The sequence below is a fragment of the Proteus penneri genome, assembly GCF_022369495.1.
GTDB lineage: Bacteria > Pseudomonadota > Gammaproteobacteria > Enterobacterales > Enterobacteriaceae > Proteus > Proteus penneri.
In genome coordinates this window covers 2,984,987-3,004,169 of the sequence record NZ_CP059690.1, presented here as the reverse complement: position 1 = coordinate 3,004,169, position 19,183 = coordinate 2,984,987, and the positions used below count along the sequence as shown (strand labels likewise).

At 39.6% G+C, this 19,183-nt stretch carries 15 protein-coding genes; 11 read left to right on the top strand and 4 right to left on the bottom strand.

Annotation, left to right across the window (positions count from 1 at the left end):
- Positions 1 to 34: 34 nt before the first annotated feature.
- The 11 genes from H1225_RS13545 to caiF all read left to right on the top strand — a co-directional run bounded on the left by H1225_RS13545 (position 35) and on the right by caiF (position 14,762).
- A complete protein-coding gene (locus H1225_RS13545; RefSeq protein ID WP_239739168.1) occupies positions 35 to 4,366 on the top strand; it encodes a SpvB/TcaC N-terminal domain-containing protein in 4,332 nt (1,443 codons plus the stop codon).
- A 62-nt stretch (positions 4,367 to 4,428) separates the two neighbouring features.
- Positions 4,429 to 4,746, top strand: coding sequence for a phage holin family protein (locus tag H1225_RS13540; RefSeq protein WP_072064415.1), 318 nt, complete (start codon positions 4,429 to 4,431; stop codon positions 4,744 to 4,746).
- Positions 4,743 to 5,132 carry a M15 family metallopeptidase gene (locus H1225_RS13535; RefSeq protein WP_161670883.1) on the top strand — a complete coding sequence of 130 codons (390 nt, stop codon included), beginning with the start codon at positions 4,743 to 4,745 and terminating at the stop codon, positions 5,130 to 5,132. The genes H1225_RS13540 and H1225_RS13535 overlap by 4 nt, the downstream gene beginning before the upstream one ends.
- Complete coding sequence (locus H1225_RS13530; RefSeq protein WP_072064413.1) at positions 5,129 to 5,485, top strand: DUF2570 domain-containing protein; 357 nt, start codon at positions 5,129 to 5,131, stop codon at positions 5,483 to 5,485. Before H1225_RS13535 ends, H1225_RS13530 begins: the two co-directional genes overlap by 4 nt.
- A complete protein-coding gene (gene lysC, locus H1225_RS18455; RefSeq protein WP_420910159.1) occupies positions 5,376 to 5,657 on the top strand; it encodes an Rz1-like lysis system protein LysC in 282 nt (93 codons plus the stop codon). Before H1225_RS13530 ends, lysC begins: the two co-directional genes overlap by 110 nt.
- Positions 5,658 to 5,713: 56 nt before the next feature.
- Positions 5,714 to 8,548, top strand: a complete 2,835-nt coding sequence (locus H1225_RS13525) for an RHS repeat domain-containing protein (protein ID WP_239739167.1) — start codon at positions 5,714 to 5,716, stop codon at positions 8,546 to 8,548.
- Between the two features lie 106 nt (positions 8,549 to 8,654).
- Positions 8,655 to 8,900, top strand: a complete 246-nt coding sequence (locus H1225_RS18480; protein ID WP_354384728.1) for a putative adhesin — start codon at positions 8,655 to 8,657, stop codon at positions 8,898 to 8,900.
- 184 nt (positions 8,901 to 9,084) lie between these two features.
- Positions 9,085 to 11,889 (top strand): RHS repeat-associated core domain-containing protein, encoded by a 2,805-nt coding sequence (locus H1225_RS13520; RefSeq protein ID WP_239739165.1) that lies wholly within the window; start codon positions 9,085 to 9,087, stop codon positions 11,887 to 11,889.
- 433 nt (positions 11,890 to 12,322) lie between these two features.
- Positions 12,323 to 12,934 (top strand): lytic polysaccharide monooxygenase, encoded by a 612-nt coding sequence (locus tag H1225_RS13515; RefSeq protein ID WP_006536210.1) that lies wholly within the window; start codon positions 12,323 to 12,325, stop codon positions 12,932 to 12,934.
- A gap of 206 nt (positions 12,935 to 13,140) precedes the next feature.
- Positions 13,141 to 13,803, top strand: a complete 663-nt coding sequence (gene fsa / locus H1225_RS13510) for a fructose-6-phosphate aldolase (protein ID WP_006536209.1) — start codon at positions 13,141 to 13,143, stop codon at positions 13,801 to 13,803.
- A gap of 566 nt (positions 13,804 to 14,369) precedes the next feature.
- Entirely contained in the window at positions 14,370 to 14,762 is a 393-nt protein-coding gene (gene caiF / locus H1225_RS13505; protein WP_072064411.1) for a carnitine metabolism transcriptional regulator CaiF, read from the top strand.
- A 64-nt stretch (positions 14,763 to 14,826) separates the two neighbouring features.
- Here the strand turns inward: caiF and caiE are convergent, their stop codons facing one another.
- The 4 genes from caiE to caiB form a co-directional block, all read right to left on the bottom strand.
- Positions 14,827 to 15,420: a carnitine operon protein CaiE gene (gene caiE, locus H1225_RS13500; RefSeq protein WP_006536206.1), complete on the bottom strand. Its 594-nt coding sequence runs from the start codon at positions 15,418 to 15,420 to the stop codon at positions 14,827 to 14,829.
- Positions 15,421 to 15,459: 39 nt separating this feature from the next.
- Entirely contained in the window at positions 15,460 to 16,245 is a 786-nt protein-coding gene (gene caiD / locus H1225_RS13495; RefSeq protein WP_109848187.1) for a crotonobetainyl-CoA hydratase, read from the bottom strand.
- A gap of 76 nt (positions 16,246 to 16,321) precedes the next feature.
- A complete protein-coding gene (caiC, locus tag H1225_RS13490) occupies positions 16,322 to 17,878 on the bottom strand; it encodes a crotonobetaine/carnitine-CoA ligase (protein ID WP_072064409.1) in 1,557 nt (518 codons plus the stop codon).
- A 74-nt stretch (positions 17,879 to 17,952) separates the two neighbouring features.
- On the bottom strand, positions 17,953 to 19,173 hold the full coding sequence (caiB, locus tag H1225_RS13485; protein WP_006536201.1) for an L-carnitine CoA-transferase: 1,221 nt from the start codon (positions 19,171 to 19,173) through the stop codon (positions 17,953 to 17,955).
- Positions 19,174 to 19,183: the final 10 nt, after the last annotated feature.

Here is a 19,183-nt window from a genome sequence, read left to right as displayed (position 1 = left end):
ACAGGCTCCTTACGGAGCCTGTCAGGAGTTCTACATGCAAAATTCAGAGAAACTCTCCTTTGATGCGCCAAATTTACCCAAAGGCGGTGGTGCTGTCACAGGATTAACCGGCAATATGGGCGCTGTTGGTCCGGATGGTGCTGCCACTTTTAGCTTACCATTGCCTATTAGTAAAGGTCGTGGTTATGCCCCTTCTTTAAGCTTAACCTATCAAAATCAAGCAGGTAACGGCGCATTTGGGTTTGGTTGGTCTGTCGGTGTGATGTCGATCCGTCGTCGTACTTCAAAAGGCGTACCGACGTATACACAATTAGATGAGTTTGTGGGTGCTAATGGCGAAGTGATTGTGCCGATTATCAATAAGAACGGTGAAGTTGAAATTGCGCAACGGGATGAGTTATTTGGCGTAAAACTTGCTCATCAATATCAAGTAATTACTTATCGCTCTCGTGTTGAGAAAAGCTTTAGTCGTTTTGAGTTTTGGTCATTACATGAGGAGAATGTCCCTGCAAATATCCCTACTCAGTTTTGGGTGATGCTGAATGCAAACGGTGATGCTCATTTGTTCGGCTATGAAATAACAGCACAGATTGTGGATAGCCAAAACCGCGCGCACATTGCGCAATGGAACCTGAATGCGTCTGTTTCTGCAACAGGTGAACAAATTGAATATCATTATCGTGCTGAAGATGAACAGGGGTGTGATCAACAAGAAATTCAATCGCATGTGAATGCCAATACACAACGTTATTTAGAGAAAGTGTATTACGGTAATCCTGTGGGTGAACGTGTTTTTTCTTGTGTCAAATCCGATAATACATTATCGAAAAACGCCCTGTTTGTGCTGGTGTTTGATTACGGTGAACGCAGTAGTGCGTTAGCGACTTATCCTCAATGGCAGAGCAATTCAGCATGGGCATTACGTAAAGACTGTTTTTCTCTTTTTCATTACGGTTTTGAAGTACGCACTCGTCGTTTATGCCGCCAAGTGTTGATGTATCACCGTCTTGAAAGCTTGGAAAAACAGGCTGCATTAGCAGAAACTCCAGAGTTAGTTGCTCGATTAACACTGACTTATGCCGAGTCGGGATCGGGTTCAATTTTAGTTTCGGCGCAACAATCTGCGTTTAACGATAATAAAGATGCTCAGTCGTTAGTCACATTGCCCCCTGTGAAATTTGATTGGCAAATGCTAGGTGCGACTAAACAAGCACAATGGCAATCATTGGATGAACTGGCTTCTTTTACACCACAACAGCCTTATCAATATGTCGATTTATTGGGTGAAGGGCTTGCAGGTGTGTTGTATCAAGACAGTGGCGCTTGGTGGTATCGCGCCCCCATCAGAAAAGAAGATAAGCAAAACCCAAATGCGGTCACTTGGGACAAAGCGAAAAAACTCCCCATTATTCCATCATTACGAAACTCAGCCATGCTGACGGATGTAACAGGTGATGGAAAACTGGATTGGTTAGTGACACAAGGTCATGCCAATGGTTATTACACTCAGGATGAAACGAAAGCAGAAAGTTGGCTGAATTTTGTGCCACTTGATGCATTACCTGTGGAATATTTTCATCCTAGAGCGGAAATGACTTCATTAACAGGCAGTGGTTTTGCTGATCTCGCCTTAATTGGTCCTCGTAGTATTCGTCTTTATGCTGGCTCTGCTCAAGGTTGGAAAAAAAGCAAAGAGGTGATGCAGGCTGAAGGCGTAACGTTACCCATTAAAAACGTCAATCGTCGTACCTTAGTGGCATTTAGTGATGTGTTGGGTTCAGGTCAGCAACATTTAATTAAAGTGGATTACCAAGGTCTGACATGTTGGGTTCATTTAGGTGAGGGGAAATTCAGTTTACCCATCACTATTCCTGGATTTTCTGCCGATCGCCTTAAATTCAACCCTAATCAACTCTATTTAGCGGATCTCGATGGTAGTGGTACCACTGATATTATTTACGCTCAATCGACCCATTTAGAAGTGTATTTTAACCAAAGTGGGAAACAATTTGTGCGTGGTGATGATATCGCATTACCTAAAGGGATACGTTTTGATAGCCATTGCCAATTACAAGTTGCTGATGTGCAAGGTTTAGGAATTGCCAGTATTTTACTGACAAAATCGTATCCAACACCACAACATTGGGTGCTTTCTTTACAAAATCAAAAACCGTGGTTATTAACATCGATTAATAACAATATGGGTTTGATTCAAACTCTGCACTACCGTAGTTCAGCGCAATATTGGCTGGATGAGAAATTGGCTCGTCAACAACAAAATAAAAAGAAAGCGGTTAGCCATTTACCTTTTGCACTGCATACGCTGTGGAAAATTGAAACTATTGATGAAATTACGCAAAGCCGTTTAACACAAACTTACCACTATCGTCATGGTGTCTGGGATGGTATAGAAAAAGAGTTTCGTGGTTTTGGTTGTGTTGAAATGACCAATGCAGAGTCATTTAAAAGTGAAGAAGATCTGGCAGACAAAACGCCAAGTGCGTTAACTCGACAATGGTTTTTAACAGGAAAATCCGTCGTTGATACCCAAATGCCTGATGAGTTTTGGCAAGGCGACGATGCTGCATTTCCACTGTTTTCTCCTCGATTTACACAAGGTGAAGGCACCTCAGAAAAAGCCTGTGATGATGCTATTTATCAGGAACATGCCTATTGGTTTGAGCGTGGGTTACAAGGTCAGTTACGCAGAAAAGAAATCTATGGGTTAGATAACGCAGTGGTTGCTGATGTGCCTTATGCTGTCACTGAACAACGACCACAAGTGCGTTTAATTGAAGCGCAAGGGCGCTCGCCAGTCGTGATGCCGTCTACCGTGGAAAGTCGAGTCTATCATTATGAGCGTATTGCTTCTGATCCTGTTTGTCATCAACAGATCACCTTAGAGCAAGACGACTATGGTTTTGTTTCTAAAGCCGTTTCGATTAACTATCCAAGACGCGCTAAGGGGGCGAAAAATCCTTATCAGCATTACGAAAGCCTGCCAGAAACGTTATGGGCATCAAGTTATGACGAACAACAACAGACACTATGTTTGAGTTTATCGCGTCAAACTTGCCATCATCTTGTTCATCCTGAAAAACAGGTTTATCAGCTCGCGATTACTAATGCGAGTCGTCAAGACATTTGGACATTGGGAGCAGAAAAACAGCCTAAAGAGGGCTTAAGTGTCGAAGCATTATTAGCAACCAATAATTTGCTCACACAAAAATCCGCATCCGTATTTGCTGGTCAACAGCAGTTTGCCTATATGGATGCTGATAATAAAGCAACCTTGGAAACACCTGATTTTCCTATTCGTTTGGCTTATACAGAAACCGCAGAATTGGATGAAGAGACAGCAAGAGTATTATCGCAGCCTTATCCTCAATTACAGCTTGATAACGTACTGAAAGATGCGGGTTATTCACAAGCAAATTATCAGTTTGCTGATGAAAAAGAGAAAGAGAAACAGCTGTGGATAAAACAGTTATTAGGCGTTACAACCTACGGTACTTTAGCTCAGTTTCACAAACCGCTGGTGTATAAACAGTCTGCGCTTTCTTGTGATTACAAACTGTTATGGGATAAACAATTTTGCGCATTAATGGGTAAAGGATCCCCTCAGAATACACAAGATTTCCATCTCACTTACGATTGGCGTTTTTTATCGCCTAATTCGATTACTGATGCCAATCATAATATTCATCAAGTCACTTTTGATGGTTTAGGTCGTGTGACGACGACGCGTTTTTCAGGAACGGAAGACGGCAAACAAAGCGGTTATAGCGATAAAGCGTTTACTATGCCGACAACCATCGATGGGGCTTTAGCATTAACCTCGCCACTGCCGATTGCAACGGGTTTTGTGTATGTGACAGATAGCTGGATGTCAACATCAGCAAAATTACCGCCTCATGCATTGCAAATCATGACAGACCGTTATGACAGTGACTCACTGCAGCAAATTCGCCAGCAAATTGCTTTTAGTGATGGTTTTGGTCGCTTACTGCAAACCTCTATCAGAGTAGAAGCCGGTGAAGCCTTTTTACGTAGCGATAATGCCACACTGAGGGTTGATAAAAATCAGCGAGCGCAACAAAAGAGCACCACGATTCGTTGGGCTATTTCAGGCGAAACAGAATATGACAACAAAGGGAATGTAAAGCGAGTTTATCAACCTTACTTTCTTAATGACTGGCGTTATCTTGCTGATAGTTCAGCTCAGCAAAATCGTTTTGCTGATACTCACTACTATGACGCATTGGGGCGTTTATATCGGGTTATTACTGCCAAAGGTTATCAGCGTAATACCCTTGTGACACCTTGGTTTATTGTGCAGGAAGATGAAAATGACACTTTAACATAAGGTGATGAAATGCGGGTTATTGACTCTTCTCTCTCTAACCCGCTTAACGTAGGAATTTTATTATGCTGGTCGCAATCCCATCTGAAAGTGATGCACTCGCTTGGATGATTATCGGTGGATTTTCAGCCTGGGGAGGTATCGTGAGGTATTTAATGGAAATAAAACAGAAACAAATAAAGTGGTCTTGGTGTGGAATTACAAGCCAAGTGGTTATCTCGGTTTTTACTGGACTATTGGGGGGCTTGTTAAGTTTTGAAAGTGGTGCAAGTCGTTATATGTCTTACATGATTGCAGGACTTTTTGGCTCAATGGGGAGTACAACACTGATTTGGTTGTGGCACCGTATTTTTGGTGTGAACAACCTTAAGGAGCCGAAATGAATACTTATACATTGAGTCAACGAAGCCAAAATAACCTAAAGGATGTACATCAAGATCTTGTCCGCGTTGTCCATTTGGCATTGACATTGAGTAAATATGATTTTGTGGTGATTGAAGGCGTTCGTTCATTAGAACGTCAAAAAGCACTCATAAAAGAGGGCAAAAGCAAAACACTGAATAGTCGCCATTTAACGGGCCATGCAGTTGATATTGTGCCATTAGTAAATGGTGCGATCCCTTGGCAAGATTGGTCTGCATTTGAATCAGTATCAAAAGCCATGAAACAAGCATCTTCCCAATTAGGTGTTTCAATTAATTGGGGGGGAAATTGGGTTTCATTTCGCGATGGGCCCCATTACGAATTATGCCGTGAGTCATACCCATGAATATAAGCACTTTTTTACGTTTGGGGGTTAAGGGTGGGGGAGCGCTCATTGTCGTCGTTACATTGCTAGTTATTCGTTATCAACATAACCAAATAAGTCGACTTTCTGAGCAAAATAGTCAGCTTGAATATCAACAAAGCACGTTGCAATCACAATTAGTGCAATGGCATCAACAAGCCGAAAAAATGTCAGAAACATTAACGCGTCAACAAAAGGAGCAACACTATTTAGAGGAAGAAAATCATGCGATACGCCAAGAGTTACGGCAAATTTTGGCTCAAGCGCCTTGTGCTAATGAGTCTGTGCCTGACGCTGTTATCCAGTTGCAGCAAAACACCCTTAACCGTCGTTAAAGCGCCAGATAAATTTGTACCAACACACTTATTACAGCCCTGTTCCGCGCCGTTTTTTAATGTGCAAGTGTGGGGGGATTATCCTGATTATGTGGCGCGTTTAATGTTGGTATTAGAGAAATGTAATACCGATAAAAAAGCGGTGGCAGAAATATTGGCAACAAAAAGTTAGCTCGGTACCAATGCGCTAGATAATAAAAAATATACAAACTAAGGAATTATAGAAATATGTTAAATCAACAATTATATACACGAACCCCGACTGTTGTGGTTCATGATAATCGTGGATCATCCATTCGTGAGATTAGTTATTGTCGTCATCCTGATTCACTGGATAAAACCGATGAACGCATTACGCGCCATCAGTATCATGCGCGTGGTTATTTAGAACGCAGCATTGATGCAAGACTGTATGACGCACAACAGTCAGACACCTCTATTCAACCTAATATTCAACAAACCATAAGCTTAGGTGGCGCCATTACTTTATCTCAAGGGGTTGATAATGGGAATAGCTTTAATCTCAATGATATTGAAGGCACGGCTGCACAGCAGATTAATGCCAAAGGAACGGTCACAATCTATAAATATAGTGAGTCTGGGTTTGAACGATATTTAGAGAAAGTAGAAGAAGGAAAATTAGGGAATTCAGACACGAAGGTTATTCAAAAATTTAAATGGGGACAAGGAAACGCGAGTGAGTTAATCGATACCAACCAAGTTGGAAAATGTATTGAACACTTTGATACGGCAGGTAAAAAAACATATGGAAATTATTCTCTCTTGGGGCATGCTATTGCAGAAACGCAACAATTTTATATGGGGAGTGTTATTGACTGGAATTCAAGTCGTGAAGTAAATGACATTCAACAAGCTGAAAAATTTACTACTCAATATACTTATGATGCGACAGGTGCTGTATTAGAAGAAACCGATGCAAAGGGAAATAAACGCCGTATTGCCTATGATATTGCAGGCTTTGTAAAACAAACTTGGTTGACGTTAAAAGGACAATCAGAGCAAGCGATTTTACGTGCTTTAACCTACTCAGCTGCGGGGCAAAAACTGCGTGAAGAGCAGGGTAATGGCTTGGTCACCACTTATGAATATGAGCCAGAAACACAACGTTTATTGCATATTAAAACAGAGCGCCCTCAAGGTCATGCGTTAGGGGCGAAGGTCATGCAAGATCTGCGTTATGAGTATGATCCGGTGGGCAACATTATTTGTTTGAAAAATGATGCAGAAGCAACGCGTTATTGGCGCAATCAGAAAGTGGTGCCTGAAAATCGCTATATTTATGATTCACTGTATCAATTGGTCAGTGCAACAGGGCGTGAATCCGCCAATCAACAAACGCCTGCTTCAATGCAATCTCAGCCTGTGACAACGTTAGTCAAAGATACGCAAAGCTATACTAATTACACCCGTTTCTATACCTATGATAGAGGCGGTAATTTAACGCAAATTCGCCACACTTCTTCGATTGCACAACAAAGCTTTACTCAAGATATTATCGTTTCAAATAAAACCAATCGCGCTTTATTAAAGTCACAATGTTCAGATCCAAAAAACGTGGATAGCTATTTTGATGTCAGTGGTAATTTAACCCGACTTCTTAATGGGGATGCCATTATTTGGGATAGCCGTAATCATCTGAAAGCCACCAAAGAGATAATGGAAAGTGGGCATTTGTCTGAGGGCGAAACCTATCAATATAACAGTGCGAGCCAACGTATGACGAAAATACGCGGGCGCAAAGTTGCTGACGGTGATTTAGAAAAAGTCACTACGCACTATTTACCGAATATTGAACAATGGGAGGTGAGTGCAAGTGCTATTACAGAGAAATATGCTGTCGTTCAAATTAACGCGGGTATCAGTGCAAAAGTCAGGGCATTGTGTTGGGAGATTGGCTCACCGAAAGAAATTGAAAATAACTCACTGCGTTATAGCTATGATGATGGTATTGGCAACAGCGGATTAGAAACGGACGGTCAAGGGAAATTAGTCAGTTATGAGGAATATTACCCTTATGGGGGTACAGCCATTTGGTCCAGCGAAAATGCGGTAGAGGCGGATTACAAAACCATTCGTTATTCAGGGAAAGAAAAAGATTCTACAGGAATGTATTACTACGGTTACCGTTATTATCAGCCGTGGATTGGTCGTTGGTTAAGTGCCGACCCCGCCGGTACGATTGATGGGCTAAATTTATATCGCATGGTGCGCAATAATCCTGTGACATTACATGATCCAGATGGGCGAATGCCATTAAAAGAAGATACTTTAGCATCTACAAGTACAAGTGAAGCGGCTAATTTATCAGAAACATCTGCGAATACTTTAAATACTCATCATTTTGTTAATAAGTTACCAACAGAATATAAAGAATTAACAGGATATAAAAAAGGCTTTAAATATGGGATTAGTGAATTAGGTAAATATTTTAAAATAATATCGACACCAGACCATCAATCAGAACAATTAGTGATTACATCACATGGTGGATATCTCCCTTGGCACAATGAAATTTCTCCGCCAGAAGGGACTGCATTAGATTTCTTAAATCCACATAAAACGTATTTAGCTGATCCTAAAATATCTAACTTAGCGACAGGAAAAAGTAAAACATTTGTTTCTATTACGAGTGAAGACACAATTCCGAAAAAACAAAATGCGGTTGAGATTTTAAATAGTCGAGGATTATGGGAGTTATCAGGTAGCCATTCAAAAGGAAAAGTAAAGGACTACGCAATATCAAAATATGAAGATGATTCGATTGAATCCGTCGCTACGGCATTATCTTCAAATAGAGATTTTGCAATAATGGATAGTAATACGGTGAGATCTGATTTTCTAATTGTCAGAAATAGGAAAGATATAAAGAGCTTATTAGCAAATGTAACATTAGGAAGTGTTTTAAAAGAATTAGAAAAAAATGATATCAATTATAAAAATATCGTTTGTGGTTTTTGCCGAAGTGCAATGCTGAGTCACAATGAAACTTATAATGTGAGTTCATCACGTTCTTTGGAACAACTTAAACCTGTAAATAAATAGTGTTTTTAATAAACATATTATTAGTCAGTCTCAAAGACGATAAGATAAGCTTCGGCAATAACTTATCGGAATATGAGCCGAATACACCCGATAGAATAGTAATGCATTGGCTGTCAATCAAGCAATTATACGAATAAATCAGAAACAAACAGTAAAAACGGATATTGTTACTGTAAAAAACTCGACCAGAATTGATAGCAAATTAGGTACTTCAGCGACGAATATAGGAGGGATTTTCCATGATTTAAAGGCAAATAATATTCACTATGACAATATTGTCTGCTCATTTTGTCGTGGCGAAATTTGTAGATCCAATATGAATTATAATCCTAAACTGCAGAGACTAGAATAATCTTATTGTAACTCGATTAATAATGATTAGAGGCTAAGGACTAAGTGTGGTTAATTTAATCACAAGGTATTTAGCCTATAAATAAATTAATAATATATCTTAATAAACAAAGGTATTTATTCACCGTTAATGACTAATAAAATAATTATTAACGATAAAGAGAAAACCACAAGGAATTAAAAATATGTCAAATCAACTATTATATACCCGAACCCCCAGCGTGGTGGTTTATGATAATCGCGGATCATCCATTCGTGAGATTAGTTATTGTCGTCATCCTGATTCACTGGATAAAACCGATGAACGCATTACGCGCCATCAGTATCATGCGCGTGGTTATTTAGAACGCAGCATTGATGCAAGACTGTATGACGCACAACAGTCAGACACCTCTATTCAACCTAATATTCAACAAACCATAAGCTTAGGTGGCGCCATTACTTTATCTCAAGGGGTTGATAATGGGAATAGCTTTAATTTCAATGATATTGAAGGCACGGTTGCACAGCAGATTAATGCCAAAGGAACGGTCACAATCTATAAATATAGTCAGTCTGGGTTTGAACGATATTTAGAGAAAGTAGAAGAAGGAAAATTAGGGAATTCAGACACGAAGGTTATTCAAAAATTTAAATGGGGACAAGGAAACGCGAGTGAGTTAATCGATACCAACCAAGTTGGAAAATGTATTGAACACTTTGATACTGCAGGTAAAAAAACATATAGCCATTATTCGTTACAAGGTGCGGTAATATCAGAAACACAACAGTTCATTGTAGGTAATAACATTAATTGGAGTACCGGCAGTGAGCAAAGTATTCAACAAGCTGAAAAATTTACTACTCAATATACTTATGATGCAACGGGTGCTGTATTAGAAGAAACCGATGCTAAAGGCCATCAACGCCGTATTGCCTATGATATTGCAGGCTTTGTAAAACAAACTTGGTTGACGTTAAAAGGACAATCAGAGCAAGCGATTTTACGTGCTTTAACCTACTCAGCTGCGGGGCAAAAACTGCGTGAAGAGCAGGGTAATGGCTTGGTCACCACTTATGAATATGAGCCAGAAACACAACGTTTATTGCATATTAAAACAGAGCGCCCTCAAGGTCATGCGTTAGGGGCGAAGGTCATGCAAGATCTGCGTTATGAGTATGATCCGGTGGGCAACATTATTTGTTTGAAAAATGATGCAGAAGCGACGCGTTATTGGCGCAATCAGAAAGTGGTGCCTGAAAATCGCTATATTTATGATTCACTGTATCAATTGGTCAGTGCAACAGGGCGTGAATCCGCCAATCAACAAACGCCTGCTTCAATGCAATCTCAGCCAATTACTACGTTAGTGAAAGATGCACAAAGCTATACTAATTACACCCGCTTATACGCTTATGACAGAAGCGGTAATTTAACGCAAATTCGCCATCACTCAGCTATTGCGCAACAAAGTTTTACTCAAGATATTACCGTTTCAAATAAAACCAATCGCGCCTTATTAAAGTCACAATGTTCAGATCCAAAAAACGTGGATAGCTATTTTGATGAGAGTGGTAATTTAACCCAACTTCTTAATGGGGATGCCATTATTTGGGATAACCGTAATCATCTGAAAGCCACCAAAGAGATAATGGAAAGTGGGCATTTGTCTGAGGGCGAAACCTATCAATATAACAGTGCGAGCCAACGTATGACGAAAATACGCGGGCGCAAAGTTGCTGACGGTGATTTAGAAAAAGTCACTACGCACTATTTACCGAATATTGAACAATGGGAGGTGAGTGCAAGTGCTATTACAGAGAAATATGCTGTCGTTCAAATTAACGCGGGTATCAGTGCAAAAGTCAGGGCATTGTGTTGGGAGATTGGCTCACCGAAAGAAATTGAAAATAACTCACTGCGTTATAGCTATGATGATGGTATTGGCAACAGCGGATTAGAAACGGACGGTCAAGGGAAATTAGTCAGTTATGAGGAATATTACCCTTATGGGGGTACAGCCATTTGGTCCAGCGAAAATGCGGTAGAGGCGGATTACAAAACCATTCGTTATTCAGGGAAAGAAAAAGATTCTACAGGAATGTATTACTACGGTTACCGTTATTATCAGCCGTGGATTGGTCGTTGGTTAAGTGCCGACCCCGCCGGTACGATTGATGGGCTAAATTTATACCGAATGGTACGTAATAACCCAGTGACTCTTCATGATCCTGATGGGCGAATGCCAACTATTGACTCCATACCAAATGGCACACCTTTGACAGAAATATTTCAAAGGGGAGATATTCTTTATGGCTTAGATAAGCCTCGAGAGAAATCTTTATCTGCGTTGAGCTCTTCCGGCTTTAAAAGAATAGAAGCGATTGAACCACCATCTACTAAAAATATTTTGAAATTCATTAGACAATCTTTCCGGAAGGTGAAAGAGAAAACTAATATTATCATTCAAAATGATATCACTAATGCTGTCTGGGATGTTAGCAAGCCTAAGGAGTATTCTGATAACAAAATGATAAAAAAACAGTTAAACGATCCTGAGCGAGCCATTCAATTCAGACAATTTATTTCTTCTCATGAGAAATACAATGTCATAGATCAGGATGAGGCGACTAAACTTATATCAGAACCATGGAAAGCAATGCAATTTGGGGTTCCTTTATGGAAAAAGACCAGTAAAGCCGGGCTGGAGTTTCAGCTGCTAGTCAGAAAAAAACCGCTTCATTTTATGACCGATCTCATTGGAGATGATATTGGTGTGGTTATATCAAAAGAAGGACACGGGGCGAGTATAACATCCAGTGAACTTCGTTGGTTATACCGACATAGAGACCTTCCCGAAGTTCGCTCCAACCTGATATTTTACCGTGATGGTAAAAAAATATCTCATGAGGAAATTTTTGGAAAAAGTGAGTGGTCGAATTACCATCCCAAAAATCAATATAATAGAATGGAGAACAAACTATCGTCACATTTAAACGAGAAAGCCTAGACGTCAAGTGATTCAAGATAAACTGAAAGATAGGTTATATTGATTTTCAAATACAAATTGCCGATTTGAATCGTTCGGCAATATCTCAAGGAGATTTTCGTATTTTTTGAGTAAACCCAAAACATACAACTCAGTGAGACAGTTTTCTTGTCTCATTTGGGTTGTTTTTACTTCATACCGATAATTTGAATCTTTTTAATAAAAGATAAAATAAAGTATTAAAAATAAATTTATTTATTGTTTTTATTATTAATAGTCATTTAATAAATATTAAATGACTGTTTTAGTTCCATTTTAATATTAAATTAAATATCGATATCGCTCACAAATATAAATAAATGAATATTTAATTATCTTTTTTTGACTAGTATATATTGTGATTGATGCAATCATTATATTTAAAAATACTTATTAATAATTATGAGGCTTTATTATGAAGAAAAATAAACTTATGGTATTTACTGCGACGTTATTATTATCATCAGCGGGTTTTATTTCAACAGCGTCAGCTGATGTAACGCTAAAACATGGTTATATTGATGTGCCACCTAGCAGAGCTTTTCTTTGTTCATCAAAAGGAAACAATTTAAATAAAAACTGTGGTTCAATACAGTATGAACCTCAATCAATTGAAGGGCCTAACAAATTTCCTCAAGAAGGGCCTGTTGATGGTAAAATTGCCAGTGGTGGAAATGCGGCATTTTCTGAGTTAAATGAACAAAGTGCTGATCGCTGGCATAAAGTAGCAATGAAAAGTGGAGAGAATACATTTAAATGGACATTAACTGCGAAGCACAGCACAAAATCATGGCGGTTTTTTATTACTAAACCAGGGTGGGATGTTAATAAACCGCTGACTCGTGATGATTTTGATTTAACACCATTCTGCCAACAAAATGATAATGGTGAAATACCAAAAGAAACCGTAGAGATAAATTGTAATATACCAGAGCGTTCAGGTTATCAGGTTATTTTAGGTGTCTGGGATATCGCCGATACAAAGAATGCATTTTATCAAGTTATTGATGCAGAATTTAAAAACTAATCTATTTAATTTAAAATCTAAGTTTAGATTAGTTTTTTATTTATTAAATAAAAATAACGGTTATTTATTGTTGATATTTAATCAATAGCGCCTTTTCATGGGCGCTATTTTCATTAAATTGACTAGAAATCGACCGCTTACAATGTTATTTTCTATGTTATACCTATAATTATTTAGCTTAAAACCAACATCATTGAGGTGCGATTATGGAAATCTATTTAGATACCGCGGATATCGAAGAAGTCAGAAAACTCTCTCAAGTTCTTCCTATTGCAGGTGTCACCACCAATCCTTCCATTATTGCTAAATCGGCACAAAATATCGAAACCCTGTTACCTGAATTAAAAGCGGCAATGGGTGGTAAAGGGCGCGTATTTGCACAAGTGATTGCCAGTGATGTCGATACTATGATTGAAGAAGCGCTACGTATTGGCAATATTGCTGATAATACGGTGATTAAAATTCCAGTTACTGAAGCGGGTTTGGTCGCCATTAAACAATTAAAACAAAAAAATATGTTGGTATTAGGCACGGCAATTTACAGTGTCTCACAAGGTTTAATGGCAGCATTAGCAGGGGCAGATTATATTGCTCCTTATGTACATAGAATGGATAGGCAAGGCTCTGATGGGGTAAGAGTGGTTAAAGAGTTACAAACTTTGATCACCATGCATAATTTACCGACCAAAATCCTCGCCGCGAGTTTTAAAACGCCACGCCAAGTGGTCGATTGTTTATTAGCTGGCGCTTCTTCGGTGACATTACCGATTGAGCTTGCTTACTCCATTATTCGCTCACCGGTTGTCGATGATGCAGTAAATAGATTTTCGGATGATTGGCAAACAGCATTCGAACGTCGTTTTTTATAATCAAATTAATAATATGAGATTAAGTGCTATAGCGCTATATAGCACTTAATTTATCAAATTTGGTATATGGAGTTATTAATCTTCATTTTTACTAATGTATTAATAACTAGGTTAATATAGCTTAAAATAAACGAATATTGATTTACATCTAATAATAAGCCACCTTTCTGGCAATCTAAATTCAGATCTATTACTATAATGTTAGTCTATAAATGGATTATTAATATAATCTATGTTTTTTATTTTGTTATTATAAATAAGTTATATATCAATCCATTATATTTTGTTTGTTACGATTTTTTTATATTTTTTAAATTTAATTGTTTTTTTGTTTTTACTCAGTTTAATTGTTATTACTTTGGTTTTAATAACAAAATAATAAATTGTGACGGGCGTGTTAATTAAAGAGTTTGGTTGTTAAAAAACTAATATTATATTAATGGGGTAGTTAAATTACCTAATTAACAGGGAAAACCGATACTCCGCGGTGCAATGATAATTAACATATTCAGTTATTATCTTTATTTAGCGATAAATAAAACTTTATTTGTGATACTGGAGTAAATATGTGTGAAGAATACATGAATAAGCCACTCTATCTGTCTATTGCTGATTGGGTTCAAGAGCAAGAGCGTTGGGTAAGTGCAAAAGAGATCGCGAAAAAATTCGATATCCCTCAATGCAATGCGATTAATATCGTTTCTTACATTCTTTCTGATGTAAAAGAAATTGAGTGTGAAACAAAAAGTGTTCCTAATCAGCTTGAAGGCCGAGGTTGCCAATGCCAACGAATGATCAAAGTCAGTCATATCGATCCTCAGCTTTATTCACGCTTAAAAGGTCATGTACAAGGCAAAAGTAGTCAAAGCTCACCTGAAAAATTAGCCAGCATGATCCCTCATGGATTAAACCATGAGCAAAAATGGCAATGGATGTTGTCAAAATCACAGCGACGCTAATAGATCATGTTTGATCTAACGATAAAGAGAGTACGACAGGCGCTATGGCACCTGTCGCTACTTGTTACTGACCTTTCGGTTTAACGTCTGTTATCCCACGTAAACGCGGACGATTAGGTTCAGGAGTAGTTAATGGCGTGGTTTCAACTAAGCTTTGACGACAACGTACCGCTAAATCTTGGTATTCACGAGTGTTCATCCGTTTCCATTCCATATCTTGGTCGGTAATATCACGGAAATGTTTGGCTGGGCTGCCCATTAACATTTGGCGAGGTTGTCCTTGAAAACCCGCTTTTACAAAGCTCATTGCAGCGACAATGCTTTCGTCACCAATCACTGCACCATCCATAATGACGCTATTCATGCCGATTAGGCTATCACGCCCGATAATACAACTATGAAGAATGGCACCGTGCCCAATATGTCCATTTTCTCTAACAATGGTATCCATATCGGTATAACCGTGCATGATACAACCGTCTTGAAGGTTAGCACCTGCTTCAACAATCAAGCGCCCATAATCCCCTCTGAGTGAAGCGAGCGGGCCGATATAAACACCTGCACCAATCATCACATCGCCAATTAATACGGCTGAAGGGTGAATATAGGCCGTTGGATGTACCACAGGAACAAGGCCTTCAAACGCGTAGATACTCATCCGTTTTCCTCTTTGTTGTATTATCGAAACACTAGATCATTACCGACCTTTCCATTCAGGTGCACGTTTCTCCGCAAAGGCAAGTGGCCCTTCTGTGGCATCTTCTGAATGGAGAACACTTGGATAATGTTTTAATACACCACTGCGCATTAATTTGTAGCCATCTTCAATGGAAAGTTCGCTGGTAGCGCGATAAATTTCTTTTAAAGCAGCCACAGCTAGTGGTGCGCTATTAGCGATTTGATCAGCCAGCTCGCGAGCGCTATCCATTAATTCAGCGCCACTGACAACACGATTTGCAATGCCCCAACGTAATGCTTCGTCCGCATTCATGCGACGGCCGGTCATTAGCATTTCATTGACGATAGCAGGGGGTAAACGTTTAGGTAAACGCAATACGCCACCACTGTCAGGCACAATGCCTAGTTGTGCTTCAGGTAACGCAAAAGAAGCATTGTCTGAGCACACCATCATGTCGGCAGCGAGTGCTAATTCAAATCCACCACCAAAAGCATAGCCGTTAACTGCAGCAATAACAGGTTTATCTAGATTGAAAAGCTCGGTTAAACCCGCAAAACCACCCGCACCGAAATCAGCGTCAGGGGCTTCACCTTCAGCAGCCGCTTTTAAATCCCAGCCTGCGGAGAAAAAGCGTTCACCTGCACCTGTAATAATCGCGACACGTAAGTTCGGATCATCACGAAAACGCAGGAAAACTTCGCCCATTTCATGGCTGGTTTTCGCATCAATAGCATTGGCTTTGGGTCTATCTAATACAATTTCAAGTACAGAACCACGAGTTGTTAGGTGTAATGACTGGCTCATGTTGTATTCCTTTTCGTCATCAAAAATAAGCATTTATGATTGAGGTTATTAATTTGTGGTTAAACTTACCTATGCCTTATTTCAAATGCTTTTTAATCACTTTTCCTGAGCAATTACGAGGCAAGCCATCTCTAAATTCAACTTCAGAGGGGATTTTAAACTTCGCCATATTTTGCTCACAGAAATGGAAGAACTCTTCTTCACTCAAGGTCTCATTTTCAACCAGTACCACAAAAGCTTTAATCGCTTCATCACGAATATTGTCAGGTACACCAATTACCGCCACATCTTGAATTTTAGGATGCGAAGAAATGATGTTTTCAATCTCAACACAAGAGACATTCTCGCCACCGCGTTTGATCATATTGCAACTGCGATCAACGAAATAAAAAAAACCTTCATCGTCACGGTAACCATAATCACCAGTATGTAACCAACCTTCTGGCTCTAGTGCTTTTGCTGTAGCATCGGGTCGGTTGTAATACTCTTTGAATAAGGTTTTTCCAGGCTCGCCTTTTACACAAATTTCGCCTACAACCCCATCAGGGACTTCGTTGTTTTGTTTGTCTCTGATTTGGGCTTGATAGCAAAAACCGGGTCTACCAATGGAGGGCCAACGGCGTTTATCGCCAGGTCTATCACCGATTAAACCCACTATAGTTTCTGTCATGCCGTAAGAGGTGAGTAATCGCACGTTAAAGCGCTCAATGAAAGCGTCTTTTTCTTCATCTGCGAGATTGAGATAGAACATCACTTCGCGTAATTTGTGTTGTTTTTCTTCTGATGAAACAGGTTGTGTCATTAAAGTTCTCATCATCATGGGGATGCATTCTGTTACGGTTGCTTGATACTTAAGGATCTGTTTCCAAAAGGCTCTAGCACTGTACTTTTCGAGTAAAACAAAGGTGGCGCCCACAGAAAAGGCAGGCAGTGATGCCGTACATTGGCAATCAATATGAAATGCAGGCATAACGGTAAGAAAAATATCATCTTCTCGTAATGCGTTTTGCCATGATGAGTAATAACCCGCAAAGCGTAAGTTATAGTGAGTGATAACGACGCCTTTGGGTTGAGAGGTCGTTCCTGAGGTAAAAAGAATTTCAGCAGTGTCATCCACACTTAATGGGGTGTGATGATTAAGCGTAACAGGGTGCTTGGCTTTCTCTTTTAGAAAATCAATAACCCCTTTCTCAGTAGGAAGTGTGTTTTCTGTTATTAAAAACAACTGAGTTAAAGGATTTTGTTCATCCTGCAACATAGGTTGATAAATAGGATAGAAATTATCGCGTGTTACCACGTAATGAGCTTGGCAATGATTGATTATCCATGCGCTCTCTTCATACATAAAGCGCGCATTAATGGGCACCATAACAGCGCCTATTTTTGCTAGCCCAAACCAGCAAAAGAAAAATTCAGGACAGTTATCAAGATGTAAGGCAACATGATCACCTTTTTTTATGCCACCAGCATGGAAAAGATTCGCGGTTCTATTTATCTCTTCATTTAATTCACTGTAGCTAAATTGTCTCACGTGTCCTTGTGCGGATTCAAAAATTAGCGCTGTTTTTGTGCCATAAACCTCTGCCAAATCATCCCACATTTGACGTAAGTTTTGTTTGCCAATCACATCCATTAAACTATTACCCTATTCTTTCGCTGTAAATTCAGACGTGTTTTATGTCTATACAGCGCCTGAATTTTACAGTGTTACTTTACAATTTTAGCTAGTCCCTTATCGACCAGCCCCCTGATTTGTTCGTCGCTATAACCGATATTTTTCAAAATTGCGTCAGTGTCCATGCCGTGAGATGGCATTCCGCGCCAGATTTTTCCTGGGTTATTTTTAAATTTCGGCATCACATTTGGCCCTTTGCAGGTTTCGCCATTCATGGTTTGCCATTCGGTGATCGATTCACGCGCGATATATTGCGGATTGTCTTCAAGCTCAGGAATAGTCAGTACTTTGGCACTGGCAATATTAAGCTCTGAAAGTCGTTTAAGAACCTCAGTGATCGGTTGTTTTGCTAACCATTCATCTAACTTGTCTTCAAATAATTGACCATGAGGGCAATTAATACGGTGAATAAGTTGAGTACCTTCTGGCACTTCAGGTGTACCTAAAAGATAAGCAAGGCCGATATCTTTGAAAATTTCTTCAATTTGAGTGATACCGACAACTTCCATCACGATAAAACCATCTTGGCAACGGTAAAGCCCACAGCCTGCGTAGTACGGATCTTTCCCTTTGGTCATTCGAGGGCAGATTTCACCACCATTGAAATAATCCATCATGAAGTATTGCCCCATACGCAACATCACTTCATACATAGCAATATCAATACTTTCGCCTTTGCCTGTCTGTTGGACTTTATACAGTGCAGCTAATGCGGATGTGGTTGCTGTCATCCCTGAGAAATAGTCTGCGGTATAAGGGAAGGCTGGCATCGGCTGATCTTTGTCACCGTTTTGGATCAGGTAACCACTAAAGGCCTGAGCGATGGTGTTATAAGCGGGTAGGTTGGTATATTGCGGATCGCCGTATTGACCAAAACCCGATAAATGCGCAATAACCAATTTAGGATTATGCTCCCACAATACTTCATCAGTAATGCCACGGCGTGCAAAGGCAGGGCCTTTACTGGCTTCGATAAAGATGTCGGTTGTTTCCATTAATTTTAAGAACGCATCACGACCTTCGTCTTTAAAGATATTTAACGATAGCGCATGAAGATTGCGTCGGGAAAGTTGGGGATAGTGAGGTTGAACGCGAATGGTGTCAGCCCATGCAACGTTTTCAATCCAAATCACTTCAGCACCCCATTCTGCAAACATTTGTCCTGCAAATGGCCCTGCAATTTCAATTCCTGAAAACACAACACGAACCCCTGAAAGTGGGCCGAATTGTGGCATTGGTAAATGTTCTGTCATAGCGTCACCT